General features: G+C 71.8%; 15 protein-coding genes. 10 read left to right on the top strand and 5 right to left on the bottom strand.

What is annotated here, in order from left to right; all coding sequences use genetic code 11:
* The first annotated feature begins 469 nt into the window (after positions 1-469).
* Both H0488_RS15630 and H0488_RS15625 read left to right on the top strand, forming a co-directional pair.
* Complete coding sequence (locus H0488_RS15630) at positions 470-1,327, top strand: tryptophan 2,3-dioxygenase (RefSeq protein WP_183100194.1); 858 nt, start codon at positions 470-472, stop codon at positions 1,325-1,327.
* A 20-nt stretch (positions 1,328-1,347) separates the two neighbouring features.
* Positions 1,348-2,586 carry a kynureninase gene (locus tag H0488_RS15625; protein ID WP_183100193.1) on the top strand — a complete coding sequence of 413 codons (1,239 nt, stop codon included), beginning with the start codon at positions 1,348-1,350 and terminating at the stop codon, positions 2,584-2,586.
* On the opposite strand, the gene H0488_RS15620 is transcribed toward H0488_RS15625, so the two are convergent.
* Positions 2,564-3,613: a hypothetical protein gene (locus H0488_RS15620; RefSeq protein ID WP_183100192.1), complete on the bottom strand. Its 1,050-nt coding sequence runs from the start codon at positions 3,611-3,613 to the stop codon at positions 2,564-2,566. The two genes, H0488_RS15625 and H0488_RS15620, sit on opposite strands and share 23 nt — an antisense overlap.
* A 50-nt stretch (positions 3,614-3,663) precedes the next feature.
* On the opposite strand from H0488_RS15620, the gene H0488_RS15615 reads away from it, so the two are divergent.
* From H0488_RS15615 to H0488_RS15595, 5 genes are all read left to right on the top strand, one after another.
* On the top strand, positions 3,664-4,032 hold the full coding sequence (locus H0488_RS15615; RefSeq protein WP_183100191.1) for a sterol carrier family protein: 369 nt from the start codon (positions 3,664-3,666) through the stop codon (positions 4,030-4,032).
* A gap of 54 nt (positions 4,033-4,086) precedes the next feature.
* Positions 4,087-5,433 carry a dipeptidase gene (locus tag H0488_RS15610; RefSeq protein ID WP_183100190.1) on the top strand — a complete coding sequence of 449 codons (1,347 nt, stop codon included), beginning with the start codon at positions 4,087-4,089 and terminating at the stop codon, positions 5,431-5,433.
* Positions 5,434-5,541: 108 nt separating this feature from the next.
* The gene (purF, locus tag H0488_RS15605; protein ID WP_183100189.1) at positions 5,542-7,002 is read left to right on the top strand and encodes an amidophosphoribosyltransferase; all 1,461 of its coding nucleotides are present in this window, start codon (positions 5,542-5,544) and stop codon (positions 7,000-7,002) included.
* 157 nt (positions 7,003-7,159) lie between these two features.
* Positions 7,160-8,224 carry a phosphoribosylformylglycinamidine cyclo-ligase gene (gene purM / locus H0488_RS15600; RefSeq protein ID WP_183100188.1) on the top strand — a complete coding sequence of 355 codons (1,065 nt, stop codon included), beginning with the start codon at positions 7,160-7,162 and terminating at the stop codon, positions 8,222-8,224.
* Between the two features lie 134 nt (positions 8,225-8,358).
* Positions 8,359-8,544: a DUF3073 domain-containing protein gene (locus H0488_RS15595; RefSeq protein WP_183100195.1), complete on the top strand. Its 186-nt coding sequence runs from the start codon at positions 8,359-8,361 to the stop codon at positions 8,542-8,544.
* A 79-nt stretch (positions 8,545-8,623) separates the two neighbouring features.
* Here the strand turns inward: H0488_RS15595 and H0488_RS15590 are convergent, their stop codons facing one another.
* The 4 genes from H0488_RS15590 to H0488_RS15575 form a co-directional block, all read right to left on the bottom strand.
* On the bottom strand, positions 8,624-9,748 hold the full coding sequence (locus H0488_RS15590) for a Glu/Leu/Phe/Val family dehydrogenase (protein ID WP_183100187.1): 1,125 nt from the start codon (positions 9,746-9,748) through the stop codon (positions 8,624-8,626).
* A gap of 245 nt (positions 9,749-9,993) precedes the next feature.
* On the bottom strand, positions 9,994-10,368 hold the full coding sequence (locus H0488_RS15585; protein ID WP_183100186.1) for a nuclear transport factor 2 family protein: 375 nt from the start codon (positions 10,366-10,368) through the stop codon (positions 9,994-9,996).
* Between the two features lie 53 nt (positions 10,369-10,421).
* The gene (locus H0488_RS15580; protein WP_183100185.1) at positions 10,422-11,171 is read right to left on the bottom strand and encodes a DUF8692 domain-containing protein; all 750 of its coding nucleotides are present in this window, start codon (positions 11,169-11,171) and stop codon (positions 10,422-10,424) included.
* Between the two features lie 40 nt (positions 11,172-11,211).
* Positions 11,212-11,673 (bottom strand): hypothetical protein, encoded by a 462-nt coding sequence (locus H0488_RS15575; RefSeq protein ID WP_183100184.1) that lies wholly within the window; start codon positions 11,671-11,673, stop codon positions 11,212-11,214.
* A gap of 141 nt (positions 11,674-11,814) precedes the next feature.
* On the opposite strand from H0488_RS15575, the gene H0488_RS15570 reads away from it, so the two are divergent.
* From H0488_RS15570 to H0488_RS25070, 3 genes are all read left to right on the top strand, one after another.
* Positions 11,815-12,594 (top strand): DUF1800 family protein, encoded by a 780-nt coding sequence (locus H0488_RS15570; RefSeq protein ID WP_246372261.1) that lies wholly within the window; start codon positions 11,815-11,817, stop codon positions 12,592-12,594.
* On the top strand, positions 12,594-13,343 hold the full coding sequence (locus H0488_RS15565) for a DUF1800 family protein (RefSeq protein ID WP_183100182.1): 750 nt from the start codon (positions 12,594-12,596) through the stop codon (positions 13,341-13,343). Before H0488_RS15570 ends, H0488_RS15565 begins: the two co-directional genes overlap by 1 nt.
* Before the next feature lie 14 nt (positions 13,344-13,357).
* Positions 13,358-14,497: DUF1501 domain-containing protein (locus H0488_RS25070; protein WP_183100181.1), on the top strand; the 1,140-nt coding region annotated here is incomplete at its 3' end.

Genomic DNA, 14,497 nt, shown 5'->3' with positions numbered 1-14,497 from the left:
CGGGCGCCCGCCGCCGGCGCGGCGGCCGAGCTGGTGGAGGTCACCGGCGGCCACTTCGGCGTCATCGACGTCGACCACCCCGCCTGGGCGCGGATCCGGGAGCTGATCGACGCCCTCCGCTGACCTGTGGTGGTCGTGGAGGTCGCGCAGCGACCGTCACGAGACCTCCGACGGCTGCAGGTCTCGTGACGGTCGCCAGGGCGACCTCCTCGACCAGCGGGTACGCGCCAGGGGCTACGGTGACGCAATCTCGACCTGCGGGCCCGCACGCCGCTGGTTGAGGTGTGAGCGAAGCGAGACCTCCGACGGCTGCAGGTCTCGTGACGGTCGCCAGGGCGACCTCCTCGACCAGCGGGTACGCGCCAGGGGCTACGGCGGCGCGATCTCGACCAGCGGGCACGCACGCCGCTGGTTGAGGTGCGAGCGGAGCGAGCCTCGAAACCAAGGCGCCAGGGGCTACGGTGACGCAATGGCGATCGAGGAGGGCTACCGACCGCTCGAGCCGGGAGTCCGCACGGACTTCTCCGGGACGCTCGACTACGCGGGCTACCTCCACCTTGACACCCTGCTGTCGGCCCAGCACCCGCTGAGCGATCCGCCGCACCCCGACGAGCTGCTCTTCGTCATCCAGCACCAGACCACCGAGCTGTGGCTGAAGCTGATGGTGCACGAGCTGGTCGGTGCCCGCGGCTTCCTCGACACCGACGACCTCGCCCGGGCCCGCAAGAGCCTGGCCCGGGTCAAGCACATCCTGCGCACCATCACCGAGCAGTGGTCGGTGCTCGCGACGCTGACGCCGAGCGAGTACGCCGAGTTCCGCCACGTCCTCGGCCCGGCCTCGGGGTTCCAGTCGGTGCAGTACCGCGCGGTCGAGTTCCTCCTCGGCAACAAGAACCACCAGGTGCTGGACGTCTTCGGGAGCAACCCGACGGCGCACGCGTTCCTCGCCGAGGTGCTGGAGAGCCACACCGTGTACGACGCATTCCTCCGGCTCGTCGCCCGTCGCGGGCTGCCGGTGCCCGCGGCTGTCCTCGGGCGCGACGTGAGCCGGCCGTGGGTCGAGCAGCCCGAGCTGGTGCCGGTGTTCCGCGAGGTCTACGAGAACACCACCCGCCACTGGGACCTCTACGAGACCTCCGAGGATCTCGTCGACCTCGAGGACGCCTTCCAGCTCTGGCGGTTCCGGCACCTGCGCACGGTCCAGCGCACGATCGGGTTCAAGCGGGGCACGGGTGGATCGTCGGGCGTGGCGTTCCTCCGGCGCGCCCTGGATCTCACCTTCTTCCCCGAGCTGATCGCGGTGCGGACCGAGATCGGGGCTCCGTGACGGACCCCGTGACCAGCCCCGTGACTGACCCCGTCGGCCACCTCGCCGCCCGCGCCGCCGAGCTCGACGCGGCCGACCCGCTCGCCGGCCACCGGGCGGCGTTCGTCACCACCGAGGGCGTCGTCGCCTACCTCGACGGCAACTCGCTGGGGCGTCCGCTGCACGCGACGCGCGACCGGCTCGCCGACTTCGTCGACGGAGCGTGGGGGGACCGCCTGATCCGGGCCTGGGACGAGGGCTGGATGGATGCGCCGACCGAGCTCGGCGACACCCTCGGCCGCGTGGTCCTGGGCGCCGCGCCCGGACAGACCGTGGTCGCGGACTCGACGACGGTGCTGCTCTACAAGCTGGTGCGGGCCGCGGTCGACGCCCAGCCGGGTCGCACCGAGATCGTGGTCGACACCGACAACTTCCCGACCGACCGGTTCGTCGCCGAGGGCGTCGCGGCCGAGCGCGGACTGGAGCTGCGGTGGATCCGGCCCGAGCCGGACAGCGGTGTCACCGCCGACCAGGTGCGCGCGGTCGTCTCGGACCGTACGGCGCTGGTGCTGCTCAGCCACGTCGCCTACCGGTCGGGCCGGATCGCCGACGTGCCGGCGATCACCGAGATCGCCCACCAGGCAGGCGCGCTGGTGCTCTGGGACCTCTGCCACTCGGCCGGATCGATCGAGGTCGCCCTCGACGAGCACCAGGTCGACCTCGCTGTCGGGTGCACCTACAAGTACCTCAACGGCGGGCCCGGAGCTCCGGCCTTCGCCTACCTCGCCCACCGCCACCAGGACCGGCTGCAGCAGCCCATCCAGGGTTGGATGGGCGCCGCCGACCCGTTCGCCATGGCGGAGCACTACCGGCCGGCCGCCGGTGTGCGGCAGCTCGTCAGCGGCACGCCCCCGATCGTCGGGATGCTGCCGATGCGCGACATGCTGGCGCTGATCGAGCAGGCCGGCATGTTCGCCGTACGCCGGAAGTCGGTCGCGCTCACCAGCTTCGCGATCGAGGTCGCCGACCAGCTGCTCGCGGCGTACGGCGTCACCGTCGCGTCGCCGCGCGACCGCGAGGTACGCGGCAGCCACGTGACCCTCGACCACCCCGACTTCCGTCAGGTCACCGCGGAGCTCTGGGCGCGGGGCGTCATCCCGGACTTCCGGCCCCCGCAGGGCCTGCGCATCGGGCTGTCACCGTTGAGCACCTCGTTCGCCGAGGTCGCGGCCGGACTGGCGGTGGTGGCCGACCTGCTCAGCGATCGGACCAGAGCTTGATGCTCTCCTTCGCCGACACGGTCTGGCGTCGGGGCGGGTCGTAGTTGTTCCAGCTGTTGCCGAGGAGCAGCCGGTAGGACGCCTTGACGTCGAGCGGGCCCTGCTCGCCGTCGTCGGCCGGGACCTCGAAGACCAGGTGCTTGCTCCAGCCGCAGCTGGCTCGCGCGGTGAGGGGGCAGACGTCGGCCTCGTCCTCCGTGGACAGGGTGAAGACCGGAGCCTCGTCGTCGATCCCGGGTCGGACCTTGACCGACGTCGCCACGAAGCGGGCACCGCCACCGAGCCGGTTCGTCTCGCCGAAGACGCGCATCTCGAGCCGCAGCGTCAACGCGAGCCAGACGCTGCCCTCGGGCGCCCACTCGCCGGCGGCGTACGGCGTCAGCACCGGCCCGACCAGGTCGCACCGGAACTCCGCGGCCGTCGTGAGGGTGTCGAACCAGGCGACCTCCTCGTCGCAGGCCTTCTTCCTCAGCTTGACGTCGTTGATGTCGTAGAGGCCGGCCGCCTCTCCCTCGTCACGTGACCCGGTGGTGAGGTCGACGGTCTGGGTGACCCCGGCGAACTCGATCTCGAGCGACCGGTCCTCGGCGTCGCCGTCGACGACGACGTAGAAGGACTCGCCCGCCTCGGCCTGGCGCTCGGGCGGGGGCAGGCGGTAGCGCTCCCCGTTGCTCACCAGGTCGACGAGCGGCGTCGCGGTGGCCTGCATGATCCCGTCGAGCCGGTCGGAGGCCCAGGTGTCGTACTGCCAGGTGATCGGCACCAGGACCGCGCCGGACGGGGCGTCGACGGACTCCCGGTTGCGGGTCTCGTCGGCCTCCGCGCCGTCCACGGGCGCGGCGGTGTTGATCAGCAACCTCCCGGTCGGAAGGGTCACGTCCGCGTCGCGGCCGTCCTTGAACTGGTCGTCGTACCGCGCCCGGACGACGTCGCCGGACTCGAGCGCCGCCGCCTCCTCGTCGCCGCAGGCCGACAGCAGTGCGACCAGCACCACGAGGATCGAGCCGAGAGCGGCAGGCAGACGCATGCGCCCATTGTTACCGACAGCGGTCGGCGGCGGTTTGTAGGCTCACGACTGTGCCTTCCCGACTGCGACCCGCTGCCCCGGCGGAGGTTGCCGAGGCGCTCGCCCGTGTCGCGGGCGGCGCGCCGGAGCCGGCCGACCTGCGGTTGCTGGCCAAGCACTTCCTCGCGCTGCTCGAGGAGCGGGCCCCCGGTCGCTCGGTCGAGGTCCGGGTGCCGCCCTACGCCGCCGTGCAGGTGATCCCCGGGGTGCGCCACACCCGCGGCACACCACCCGCCGTCATCGAGACCGACCCGGCCACCTGGATCGCCCTCGCGACCGGCGAGCTCGGGTGGGCCGATGCCGTCCACAGCGGGCGGGTGCACGCCAGCGGCGAGCGCACCGACCTGTCGCCGTACCTCCCCCTGGTCGCCGCTGGTTGAGGTGCGAGGCCGCCCGCGGCCGAGCCTCGAGACCAAGGTGACTAACGTGGCGCCATGACGATGACGAGTGACGAGATCCGATCCCGTGTCGCAGAAGCGCTCCCCGGTGTCCGCGACGACCTCGAGGCCCTGGTGCGCATCCAATCTGTGAGCGCCGACCCCGAGCGGCTCGACGAGGTCGAGCGCAGCGCCGAGGCCACTGCCGCCCTGTTCCGCGCCGAGGGCGTCGACGCCCGCATCGTGCGCGCGTACGACGGCGCGCCGCCCGCGGTGATCGGCGAGAAGCGCGGACCGGAGGGGGCGCCCGTCGTACTCCTCTATGCGCACCACGACGTGCAGCCGGAGAACGACCCCGCCGAGTGGGACAGCCCGCCGTGGGAGCCGACCGAGCGCGGTGACCGCCTCTACGGCCGCGGCGCAGCGGACGACAAGGCCGGGATCATGGCTCACGTCGCGGCGCTCCGGGTGTTCGGTGACGAGCTGCCCGTCACGGTCCGGCTCTTCATCGAGGGCGAGGAGGAGGTCGCCAGCGCGACCCTCCCGCAGCTGCTCGAGAAGTTCTTCGAGGACCTGCGCGCCGACGTGATCGTCATCGCCGACTCCGGCAACTGGGACATCGGGGTCCCGGCACTCACCACCAGCCTCCGCGGCCTGGTCCGGGTCAACGTCGAGGTCCGCACGCTGACCCACGCCGTCCACCAGGGCATGTGGGGCGGGCTGGTGCCCGACGCCGTGATGACCCTCTCGCGACTGATCGCGTCCCTGCACGACGACGACGGCAACCTGGTGGTCGACGGCCTGGTGCGCGGTCCGGCTGCCGACGTCGACTACCCCGAGGACCGGCTGCGGGCCGAGTCCGGCGTCGCCCCGGGCGTCCAGTGGATCGGCACCGGCCCGTCGGTCGAGCGGCTGTGGACCCAGCCGGCGCTCTCCGTCATCGGCCTCGACGCCCCGAAGGTCGACGGCTCCTCCAACACCCTGATCCCGGCGGCCCGCGCCCGGCTCGCGCTGCGGACCGCGCCGGGGGAGACCTCGGCCAACGCCGTCGCCTGCCTCCGCGCCCACCTGGAGAAGCACGTCCCCTGGGGCGCTCAGCTCGCGATCGAGGTGGTCGACACCGGTGAGCCGATCGCGCTCGACGTCACCGGCCCGGCGTACGACGCCGCCCGCTCGGCCTTCGCCGAGGCCTGGGACGGCACCGAGCCTGTCGACATGGGCGTCGGTGGGTCGATCCCGTTCATCGCCGAGTTCCTCGACGCGATGCCGGGCGCCAGCGTGCTCGTCACCGGCGTCGAGGACCCCGACACCCGCGCCCACGGCGCCAACGAGGGCCTGCACCTGGCCGAGTTCCACAAGGTCCTGGTCGCCGAGGCCCTGCTCCTCCGCAACCTGGGAGCGTGACCCCGACCGAGCAGGATGGGCGCTCTTCGCGGTGCCGGGGCGGTAGTGGGCCATCCCACGCCCGCGCCGAAACGTGTTTGACGTCGACCGGCCGATAGACTCGCGCACGTGTGCGGCGTATTTGGCGTCTGGGCCCCCGGCGAAGATGTCGCGAAGCTCACCTACTTCGGTCTTTACGCGCTCCAGCACCGCGGCCAGGAGTCGGCGGGCATCTCGGTGAGCAACGGTCGGCAGATCCTCGTCTACAAGGACATGGGCCTGGTTTCCCAGGTCTTCGACGAGACGACCCTCGACTCGTTCCAGGGCCACCTCGCGGTCGGCCACTGCCGCTACTCGACCACCGGCGCCAGCACCTGGCAGAACGCGCAGCCGACGTTCCGCCCCACTGCTCACGGCTCGATCGCGCTGGGCCACAACGGCAACCTCATCAACACCGCCGAGATCGCCCAGATGGTGGCCGACCTGCCGAGCGACGAGGAAGAGCTCGACATCCACGCGCGCAACCTCGAGGCGTCGACCAACGACACCGGCCTGGTCACCGCGCTGCTGGCCTTCCACCCCGACCAGTCGCTCGAGGCCCGCGCGCTCGAGCTCCTGCCCAAGGTCAAGGGCGCCTTCTGCTTCGTGTTCATGAACGAGGACACGCTGTACGCCGCCCGCGACCCCGAGGGCATCCGCCCGCTCGTGCTCGGTCGGCTCGACCGCGGCTGGGTGGTCGCGAGCGAGAGCGCCGCGCTCGCCACGATCGGCGCCAGCGTGGTCCGCGAGGTCGAGCCGGGCGAGCTGATCGTCATCGACGAGGGCGGGCTCCGCTCCCACAAGTTCGCCGAGCCGCGCCGCAAGGGCTGCGTGTTCGAGTACGTCTACCTCGCCCGCCCCGACGCCGCGATCGCCGGTCGGAGCGTGCACGAGGCGCGGGTCGAGATGGGGCGTCGCCTGGCGCGCGAGTTCCCGGTCGAGGCCGACCTGGTCATCCCGGTGCCCGAGTCCGGGACCCCGGCCGCCTCCGGCTACGCCTTCGAGAGTGGCATCCCGTTCGGCCAGGGCTTCGTCAAGAACGCCTACGTCGGCCGCACCTTCATCCAGCCCAGCCAGACCCTCCGCCAGCTCGGCATCCGGCTCAAGCTCAACGCGCTCGACCACATGATCCGCGGCAAGCGGATCGTCGTGGTCGACGACTCGATCGTCCGCGGCAACACACAGCGCGCGCAGATCCGGATGCTGCGGGAGGCCGGCGCGAAGGAGGTGCACGTGCGGATCTCCAGCCCGCCGGTGAAGTGGCCGTGCTTCTACGGCATCGACTTCGCGACCCGCGCCGAGCTGATCGCCAACGGCCTCGACGTCGACGAGATCGCCGCCAGCGTCGGTGCCGACAGCCTCGGCTACATCTCGCTCGAGGGCATGGTCGAGGCGACCGGCCAGCCGCGGCAGAGCCTGTGCACCGCGTGCTTCACCGGCGACTACCCGATCGCGCTGCCCGACGAGAGCCTGCTCGGCAAGCACCTCCTGGAGGCGACCCTGTCGTCGCAGGTCCAGGGCGAGGCCCTGCCCGTCTTCAACAATCCATGACGGGCCGAGCGTGTCGCAGACGATGCTCGCCGCCCGGGCCCTCGCAAGCTCGGCCCGGGGGCTTCACACCGTGCGGCTTCGCCGCCGTGCGACACGCTGCCGGCCTGACCCCCTCCGTGACGCCTGACCCCCGCCCGTGATCACCGAAGGAAGTGCCATGGCTGAGGACAACGCCTACGCCCGTGCCGGCGTCGACATCCACGCCGCCGACAAGGCGGTCGACCTGATGAAGACGTGGGTCGAGAAGGCCCGTCGCCCCGAGATGGTGGGCGGGCTCGGCGGGTTCGCCGGCCTGTTCGACGCGAGCGCGCTGACGTCGTACAAGCGGCCGTTGCTGGCGACCTCGACCGACGGTGTCGGCACCAAGGTCGCCGTGGCGCAGATGATGGACAAGCACGACACGATCGGGTTCGACCTGGTCGGGATGGTCGTCGACGACCTGGTCGTGTGTGGCGCCGAGCCCCTGTTCATGACCGACTACATCGCGACCGGCAGGGTCGTGCCCGAGCGGATCGCCGCGATCGTCAAGGGCATCGCCGAGGCCTGCGTCGAGGCCGGCTGTGCGCTGGTCGGCGGCGAGACGGCCGAGCACCCCGGGCTCCTCGCCCCCGACGAGTACGACGTCGCGGGCGCCACCACCGGGGTGGTCGAGGCCGACGCCCTGCTGGGCCCGGGTCGGGTGCGCCCCGGCGACGTCGTGATCGCGATGGCGGCCAGCGGCCTCCACTCCAACGGGTACTCGCTCGTGCGGCACGTCTTCTTCACCGAGGCGGGCTGGTCGGTCGACCGGCACGTCGACGCGTTCGGTCGGACCCTGGGGGAGGAGCTCCTCGAGCCCACCCGGATCTACACCAAGGCTGGCCTGGCGCTCGCCCGCGAGACCAAGACCCACGCGATGGCCCACATCACCGGCGGCGGCCTGGCCAACAACCTGGCCCGGGTGATGCCGGTCGAGCTGCGCGCGACCCTCGACCGTGCCTCGTGGGAGCCGGCGCCGGTGTTCGACGTGGTCCGCAAGGTCGGCCACGTCTCCCAACCCGACCTGGAGGCCACCCTCAACTGCGGTGTCGGCATGGTCGCGCTCACCGCACCCGACTCGGTCGACGCCGCGCTCGCCCGCCTCGGAGAGTTCGGGATCGAGGCGTGGGTCGCGGGCGAGGTCGACGTCGACCCTGACCAGAAGGGCACCGTCGAGCTGGTCGGCCAGCATCCCGGTTGGTGATTTCGGTCCCGAACCGACTACTGGTGTGCGGGAACAGCCACCGAACAGGTAGCGTTAGCACCACGAAGACTCTGACTAAGCAGTCCGGGGTGCCACAGCGCGCCCCGGCCGAGTGTGCGAGGGGGCTGGACCCTATGGGCCGCGGCCGAGCGAAAGCCAAGCAGACGAAGGTCGCACGCGACCTCAAGTACCGCACTCACGAGACAGACCTCAGTGCCCTGGCGCGAGAGCTCCACGGTGACGAGCGCGAGTCCGAAGTAGTGGTGGACTCCGAAGAGCTCGAGAAGTGGTCCGATTACTCGGGCCCCACTCGAGACTGACGGGTCCCTCGCAGCTCACGACGCCAGCCAGCCATCACGGCTGACTGGCGTCGATCGCGCGCGCCGCGCTGCCGCGCGGTCAGCTCAGCCAGATGCCGCGGAGGCGGCCGACCTCGAGCATCCGCTGCTCGGCCATCCGGTCGGCGGCGGTCGCAGTCGGGACGCCGTCGGACTTGGCGCGTTCCAGCACCGTGCGCGTGGTGTCGTAGATGCGCGAGGCCCGGATCCGGGCGCGCTCGAAGTTGAACCCCTCGAACTCGTCGGCCACCTGGATCAGGCCGCCGGCGTTGACGACGTAGTCGGGCGCGTAGACGATGCCGCGGTCCTCGACGAGCTTCTCGACGCCGGGGTGCGCGAGCTGGTTGTTGGCCGCGCCGCAGACGATGCGGGCGGACAGCTCGCCGACCACCGCATCGGTCAGCGCCCCGCCGAGTGCACACGGCGCGTAGACGTCGAGCGGGGAGGCGACCATGGCCTCGGTCGACTCCGCGATCCGCACGTGCGGGTGCTCGTCGCGCACCCGGTCGATCGCGGCCGGGAAGACGTCGGTGATCACGACGTCGGCGCCGGCATCGACCAGGTGGCCCACCAGGTGGCGCCCGACCTTGCCCACGCCGGCCACGCCGACGGTGCGCCCGGCGAGCACGGAGGCGGGGTCGGAGTCGCCCCAGACGGACTCGGCTGCGGCGCGCAGCCCGCAGAAGACGCCGTACGCCGTCAGCACGCTGCTGTCGCCGGCCCCGCCGTGGGCTTCGGTGCGTCCGGTCACGTGGGAGCACTCCCGCGCGACCACGTCCATGTCCTCGCTGTAGGTGCCGACGTCGCACGCGGTGACGTAGCGCCCGCCGAGCGACTCGACGAACCGTCCGTAGGCGCGCAGCAGCGCCTCGGTCTTCTGGGTTGCAGGATCACCGATGATGACCGCCTTGCCGCCGCCGAGGTCGAGGCCGGTGACCGCCGCCTTGTAGGACATGCCGCGCGAGAGCGCGAGCACGTCGGCGAGCGCGGCCGCCGTCGAGGCGTAGGGGTGGAAGCGGGTGCCGCCCAGCGAGGGCCCGAGGGCCGTGGAGTGGATCGCGATGATCGCGCGGAGACCGCTGGCGGGGTCGTTGGCGAAGACGACCTGCTCGTGCTCGAGATCGTGCTCGAGGAGCTCGGTGGCGGGTACGACGGGCACGGGCGGGGTGAAGCTGTGCTCGGACATGGAAGGCCGCTTTCTGCTCAGCCACGGGGGTGGTGTGGCGTGTTGTGTGGCCGACCCGCGGGGGTGGTGCGGATCGGTGTCTCCACGATAGGTCCAGGTGACCTAGTTCACCACGATCGGGGCACGCGCTGAGGCGGAAGCGATGAAGCGGCCGGGCGGGTTCGGCTCCCCCCAAGGCGCCGACCCGCCCGACCATCCAGGACAACGACGCGACCCGCCCTCGGGTACGGCGTCGGCGGGGTCGGTCAGGCGATCTCCATGTCGGCGTTGCTCCAGAACGCCCGCATCGTGGTGATCTTGGCGTCGTCGTCGAACGTCATGACGTCGATCGGCGCGAGGGTGTAGGTCTGCTCGCCGACCCGGGTGACCAGCTCGAACTGGAACGCCGCCTGTCCCTCGGCGACCCGTGCCGACACCAGCCGGCTCTCCTGCTCGAGCGGCTCGATCGCGGCGTAGAACTCGCGGATCGACTCCCGCGTGGTCCGCACGTCGGTGCCGACGGGGTCCTCGACGGTCGCCCCCTCGGCGTACAACGCCAGGATCTCGTCGGCGGTGCCCGTGCCGACCAGGTCGACGTAGCTCTGGATGGTCTCGAGGATCCGGTCCCGGTCGGCGGCCATGCCTTGCTCCTGATCGGCTAGAACGTGCGGCTAGAACGTGTTCTTGTTCCCGGTCAGGGTAGCCGCTCGGCCCGCTGGTGGGTGGGGAGGGATGCGGCCTCGCCGAGGCCGATGGTGCCGCCGTTGCCGCTCAGCTCCAGCGTCGTCCGCGGCTGCACGGTCCGCAGCAGGGTGAACAGCGCGCCGACCAGCAGCAGCGCGCCGGCGATCTCGCAGGACTCCTCGAACGTCAGGACCGAGAGGTACGGCGTGGACGTCCGGCCGGACTCGACCGCGAACCCACTGAGCATCTCCACGACGACCGCGCCGCCGAGGTAGACGCCGGCGGCGGCGATCAACCGTCGGTAGACCGCCGCGGGGAGGGAGAACGCGATCGGGGCGAAGTACCACGCGCAGACCGCGAGGAACGCGACGGCCGGCAGCAGCCAGGCGAAGTAGAAGACCCCGAAGTCGATCTCGAGCCCGCGCCGCAGCGGGCCGGTGAACATGTCGTGGAGCTGGGCGCTCTCGTCGATCGCCATCAGGGCGAACAGCCCGGACAGGGCGACCCACCGGTGGGAGAGCGGGGCCTCGCGGCCGCGGAAGTGGGAGGCGAGGGCGAGGGTCGCCAGGGCGCACAGCAGGAGCAGGAAGGACTGGAACCAGGCGGCGAGGTTCGCCTCGCCGTTGAGGTCGAACTGACGCGGCACGCTGTACTCACGGCTCACGCCGTAGTGGATCTCGGCGACCAGGGTGACGACGTGCCCGATGACCAGTACGCCGGCACTCACCCACAGCCAGCGGAGGAGAGGGAACGACAACACATCCGGACTTTATGTCCTCGGAGGGGGCTCCGCCCGCAGATTAGGGGCTTTTGGGACCCTCTGCCGCGGGCTCCTGCCCGCCCGTCGTGGTCAGCACCGTCAGCCGGTAGCGCAGCACCATCGGCCGCACCCCGAGAGCGTGCAGGGTCAGGTGCGGCCAGCACCAGGCGGGGTCCTTCTGGTCGGGCCGCAGCTCCACCGTCACGCCCGCGGCACCGGAGCCGTTGAAGCTGTCGCCGCTGCCCGCAGGCAGGATCTGCGCGATGGTCACCTCGGCCGCGAGCGCGGGCTCGTCGCCGGCGCGGATCGCCTCGGCGTCGGGCGGCACGAAGCCCATCGGGGTGGCGTCGATCTGGCTGGGGCGGTACATGAACATGCCGGAGTCCTGGGCGATCGTGATCTCGCCGCTGTAGGTCCGCAGCCTGGCGGACGCCCCGTCCGGTGCGAACGCCGGCTGGTCGATCAGCGGTGCGGGCGTGACGCCGGTGAGTCGCAGGGCCATCGGGTCCTCCAGTACGTCGGGTCGCTAGTCACTTCGGGCCAAGGGTGCCGGACCGCGTGGCTCTGCCGCCACTGCGCGACCTGTGCCTACGGTGGGCGCTCCGGAGTCTCACCCCCCACAGGAGCCCCCGTCGTGACGCTCATGCCCACGCGCACTGCGCCGGTACGCCGTCGAGGCAAACCGGTCCTCACCTACTCCGAGCGGCCGGGCTCGTCCGCGCTCGACCCTGCGAGCCGCCACCTCGTCAAGCGGTTCAGCGGGGGACTGACGCCGGCCCTGGCCGCCCAGGTGCGGGGAGCGGGCGGCGGCCGTGCGTGGTTCGCCCAGCAGCTGCGGCCGGCGAAGGTCGGGGACGCCCCCGGTGACGCGGTCGACACCTGGTTCCCGTCGGTGCGGCTCACGCCGAAGCAGGTCTTCCAGAACGACCAGAGCGGCGTGCAGGGGGCCTGGGAGGTCGCGGTCGACTTCAGCCGCTGGACGGTCGCCCGGCGGATCGCCAGCAACCGCCAGCTGACCGAGGTCATGGTCGACTTCTGGTCGAACCTGCTCAACGTCTCGCTCTTCCACGACGACGCGATCTTCTGGCGGATGGACTACGACCGGGTGATCCGCGCCCACGCGCTCTCGTCGTTCGAGGAGCTGCTCCAGGCGGCCATCACGCACCCGGCGATGGGCCTCTACCTCGACAACGCGTTCTCCTCGAAGGAGTCGCCCAACGAGAACCTCGGGCGCGAGCTGCTGGAGCTGCACACGGTCGGCGTCGACGCCGGCTACACCGAGGACCACGTGAAGGCGTCGGCCCGGATGCTCACCGGCTACCGGGTCGACCTGCACTACCCGTCGTTCCGGGCGTTCTACGACACCCGGTGGCACGACACCCAGCCGGTCAAGGTGATNACGACACCCAGCCGGTCAAGGTGATGGGTTCCAGCCACCCCAACGGCGCGGCCGACGGGCGCGCGGCCACGATGGCCTACCTGTCCTACCTGGCCAAGCACCCGGCCACCGCGGACCGGCTGGCCCGCCGCCTGTGCGTCAAGTTCGTCTCCGACCAACCCACGCCGGCGATCGTGCGCGCCGTCGCCCGCGCCTACCTGGCCAACGGCACCGCCATCAAGCCGACCCTGCGGGCCCTCGTGGACCACGACGACTTCGCCCTCGGGGCGGGGACGAAGGTCCGCACTCCCATCGAGGACTACGTGGCCACCGTCCGCGCGCTCGGCATCAAGCCGCTCGCGCCGACAGGCGACGACTCGTTCGCCAACGCGATGTACTGGCAGTACGCCGAGGGCGGCCAGCCGCCGTACGAGTGGCCGGCGCCGAACGGGTACCCCGAGGTCGATGCCGCCTGGGCCAGTGCGGGGCGGGTCCTCACCAGCTTCACGACGCACCGCGACCTGGCCGCCCGCTGGTGGCCCACCGAGCAGGCTCGGTTCCCGAAGCCCGCCTCGCTGCTGCCGCCGATGCCGGCCACCCTCGCCCAGGTCATCGACCACCACGCCCTGCGGATGCTGGGCCAGAAGCCCGGGGCAGCCGTCCGCGAGGGCATCGCCCAGCTGTTGGGCATGCCGCTGTCGAAGCGGCTGACCAAGGCCGAGGCGCTCGACTACTGGACGCTGCGCGGCATCCTCACCTCCCTGCTCGACTCGCCCGTGCACCTCCACCGATGAAGAAGGGAGCTCCCGTGCCCACCCCTGCTTCCCCGCGCCGTGACTGCGGCTGCCCGGACTTCGCCAAGCTCCGGCTCAGCCGACGCCGGCTGCTCGGCACCGCCGCCGCCGGCACCGGTGCCCTGGTCGGCGCGCAGATGGTCGGTGGGGCGTTCCTCCAGGTCGCGTACGGCGGCGAGCCGGGCGGCAACGTGGTCGTCGTGCTCAGCCTGCGAGGGGGGTCCGACGGGCTCTCGCTCGTGGTGCCGCGCGGCGCCGACCACGACCGGCTGGCGGCGTACCGTCCCTCGATCGTCATCCCGGAGAGCACCCTGCTGGGCGACGACCCGCGCTTCGGGCTGCACCCCGCCTTCGCCGACCTCCTGCCGATGTGGAACGCCGGCACGTTCGGGGCGGTGCACGCGGTCGGGCTGCCGGCTCCCAACCGCAGCCACTTCGACGCCATGGAGGAGGTCGAGGACGCCGACCCGGGCTCGAGCGCCCGCGTGGGATGGATCAACCGGCTCATCGGCCTCGACCCCGCTGCGGCGCCGCAGGACGCGGTGTCGCTGGGCAGCACGCTGCTGCCGACCTCGCTGGTCGGACCCGCACCCGCGCTCGGTGCCTACCAGATCTCCGATCTCTCCGTCGCCGACCTCGGCGCGACCGGTGCCGCCCGGCGCGCCTCCCTGGGCACCATGTGGGCGAACGACCGCTCCGTGCTCGGCGACGGAGTGCGGCTGGCGGTCCGGTCGACCCAGCTCCTCGCGCCGCTCGTCGAGTCCGCGGACAGCGCGGTGCACGTCGGGGCCTATCCCCAGGGTCCGCTCGCCGCGGTCCTGGCCAACACGGCCGCGCTCATCCGCGCCGACGTCGGCACCCGCATCGTCACGGTCGACTACGGCGACTGGGACATGCACGCCGGTGTCGGGCGCGTCGACGACGGGTGGATGCTCGACCACCTCTCGCACTTCTCAGCGGCGGTCAAGGCCTTCTTCGTCGACCTCGGGGCGGCCGCCTCGCGGGTCACGGTCGTCACCATCAGCGAGTTCGGCCGGCGGCTGGAGGAGAACGGCGACGGCGGCCTCGACCACGGCTACGGCAACGCGATGCTGCTGCTCGGCGCGGGTGTGTCAGGGGGCGCCGTGCACGGCGCCTGGCCCGGCCTCGCGGCC

It is taken from the genome of Nocardioides pelophilus, from assembly GCF_014180685.1.
Classification (GTDB): domain Bacteria; phylum Actinomycetota; class Actinomycetes; order Propionibacteriales; family Nocardioidaceae; genus Nocardioides; species Nocardioides pelophilus.
The sequence above is the reverse complement of the archived record's forward strand: the minus strand, read 5'-3'. Positions and strand labels throughout refer to the sequence as shown.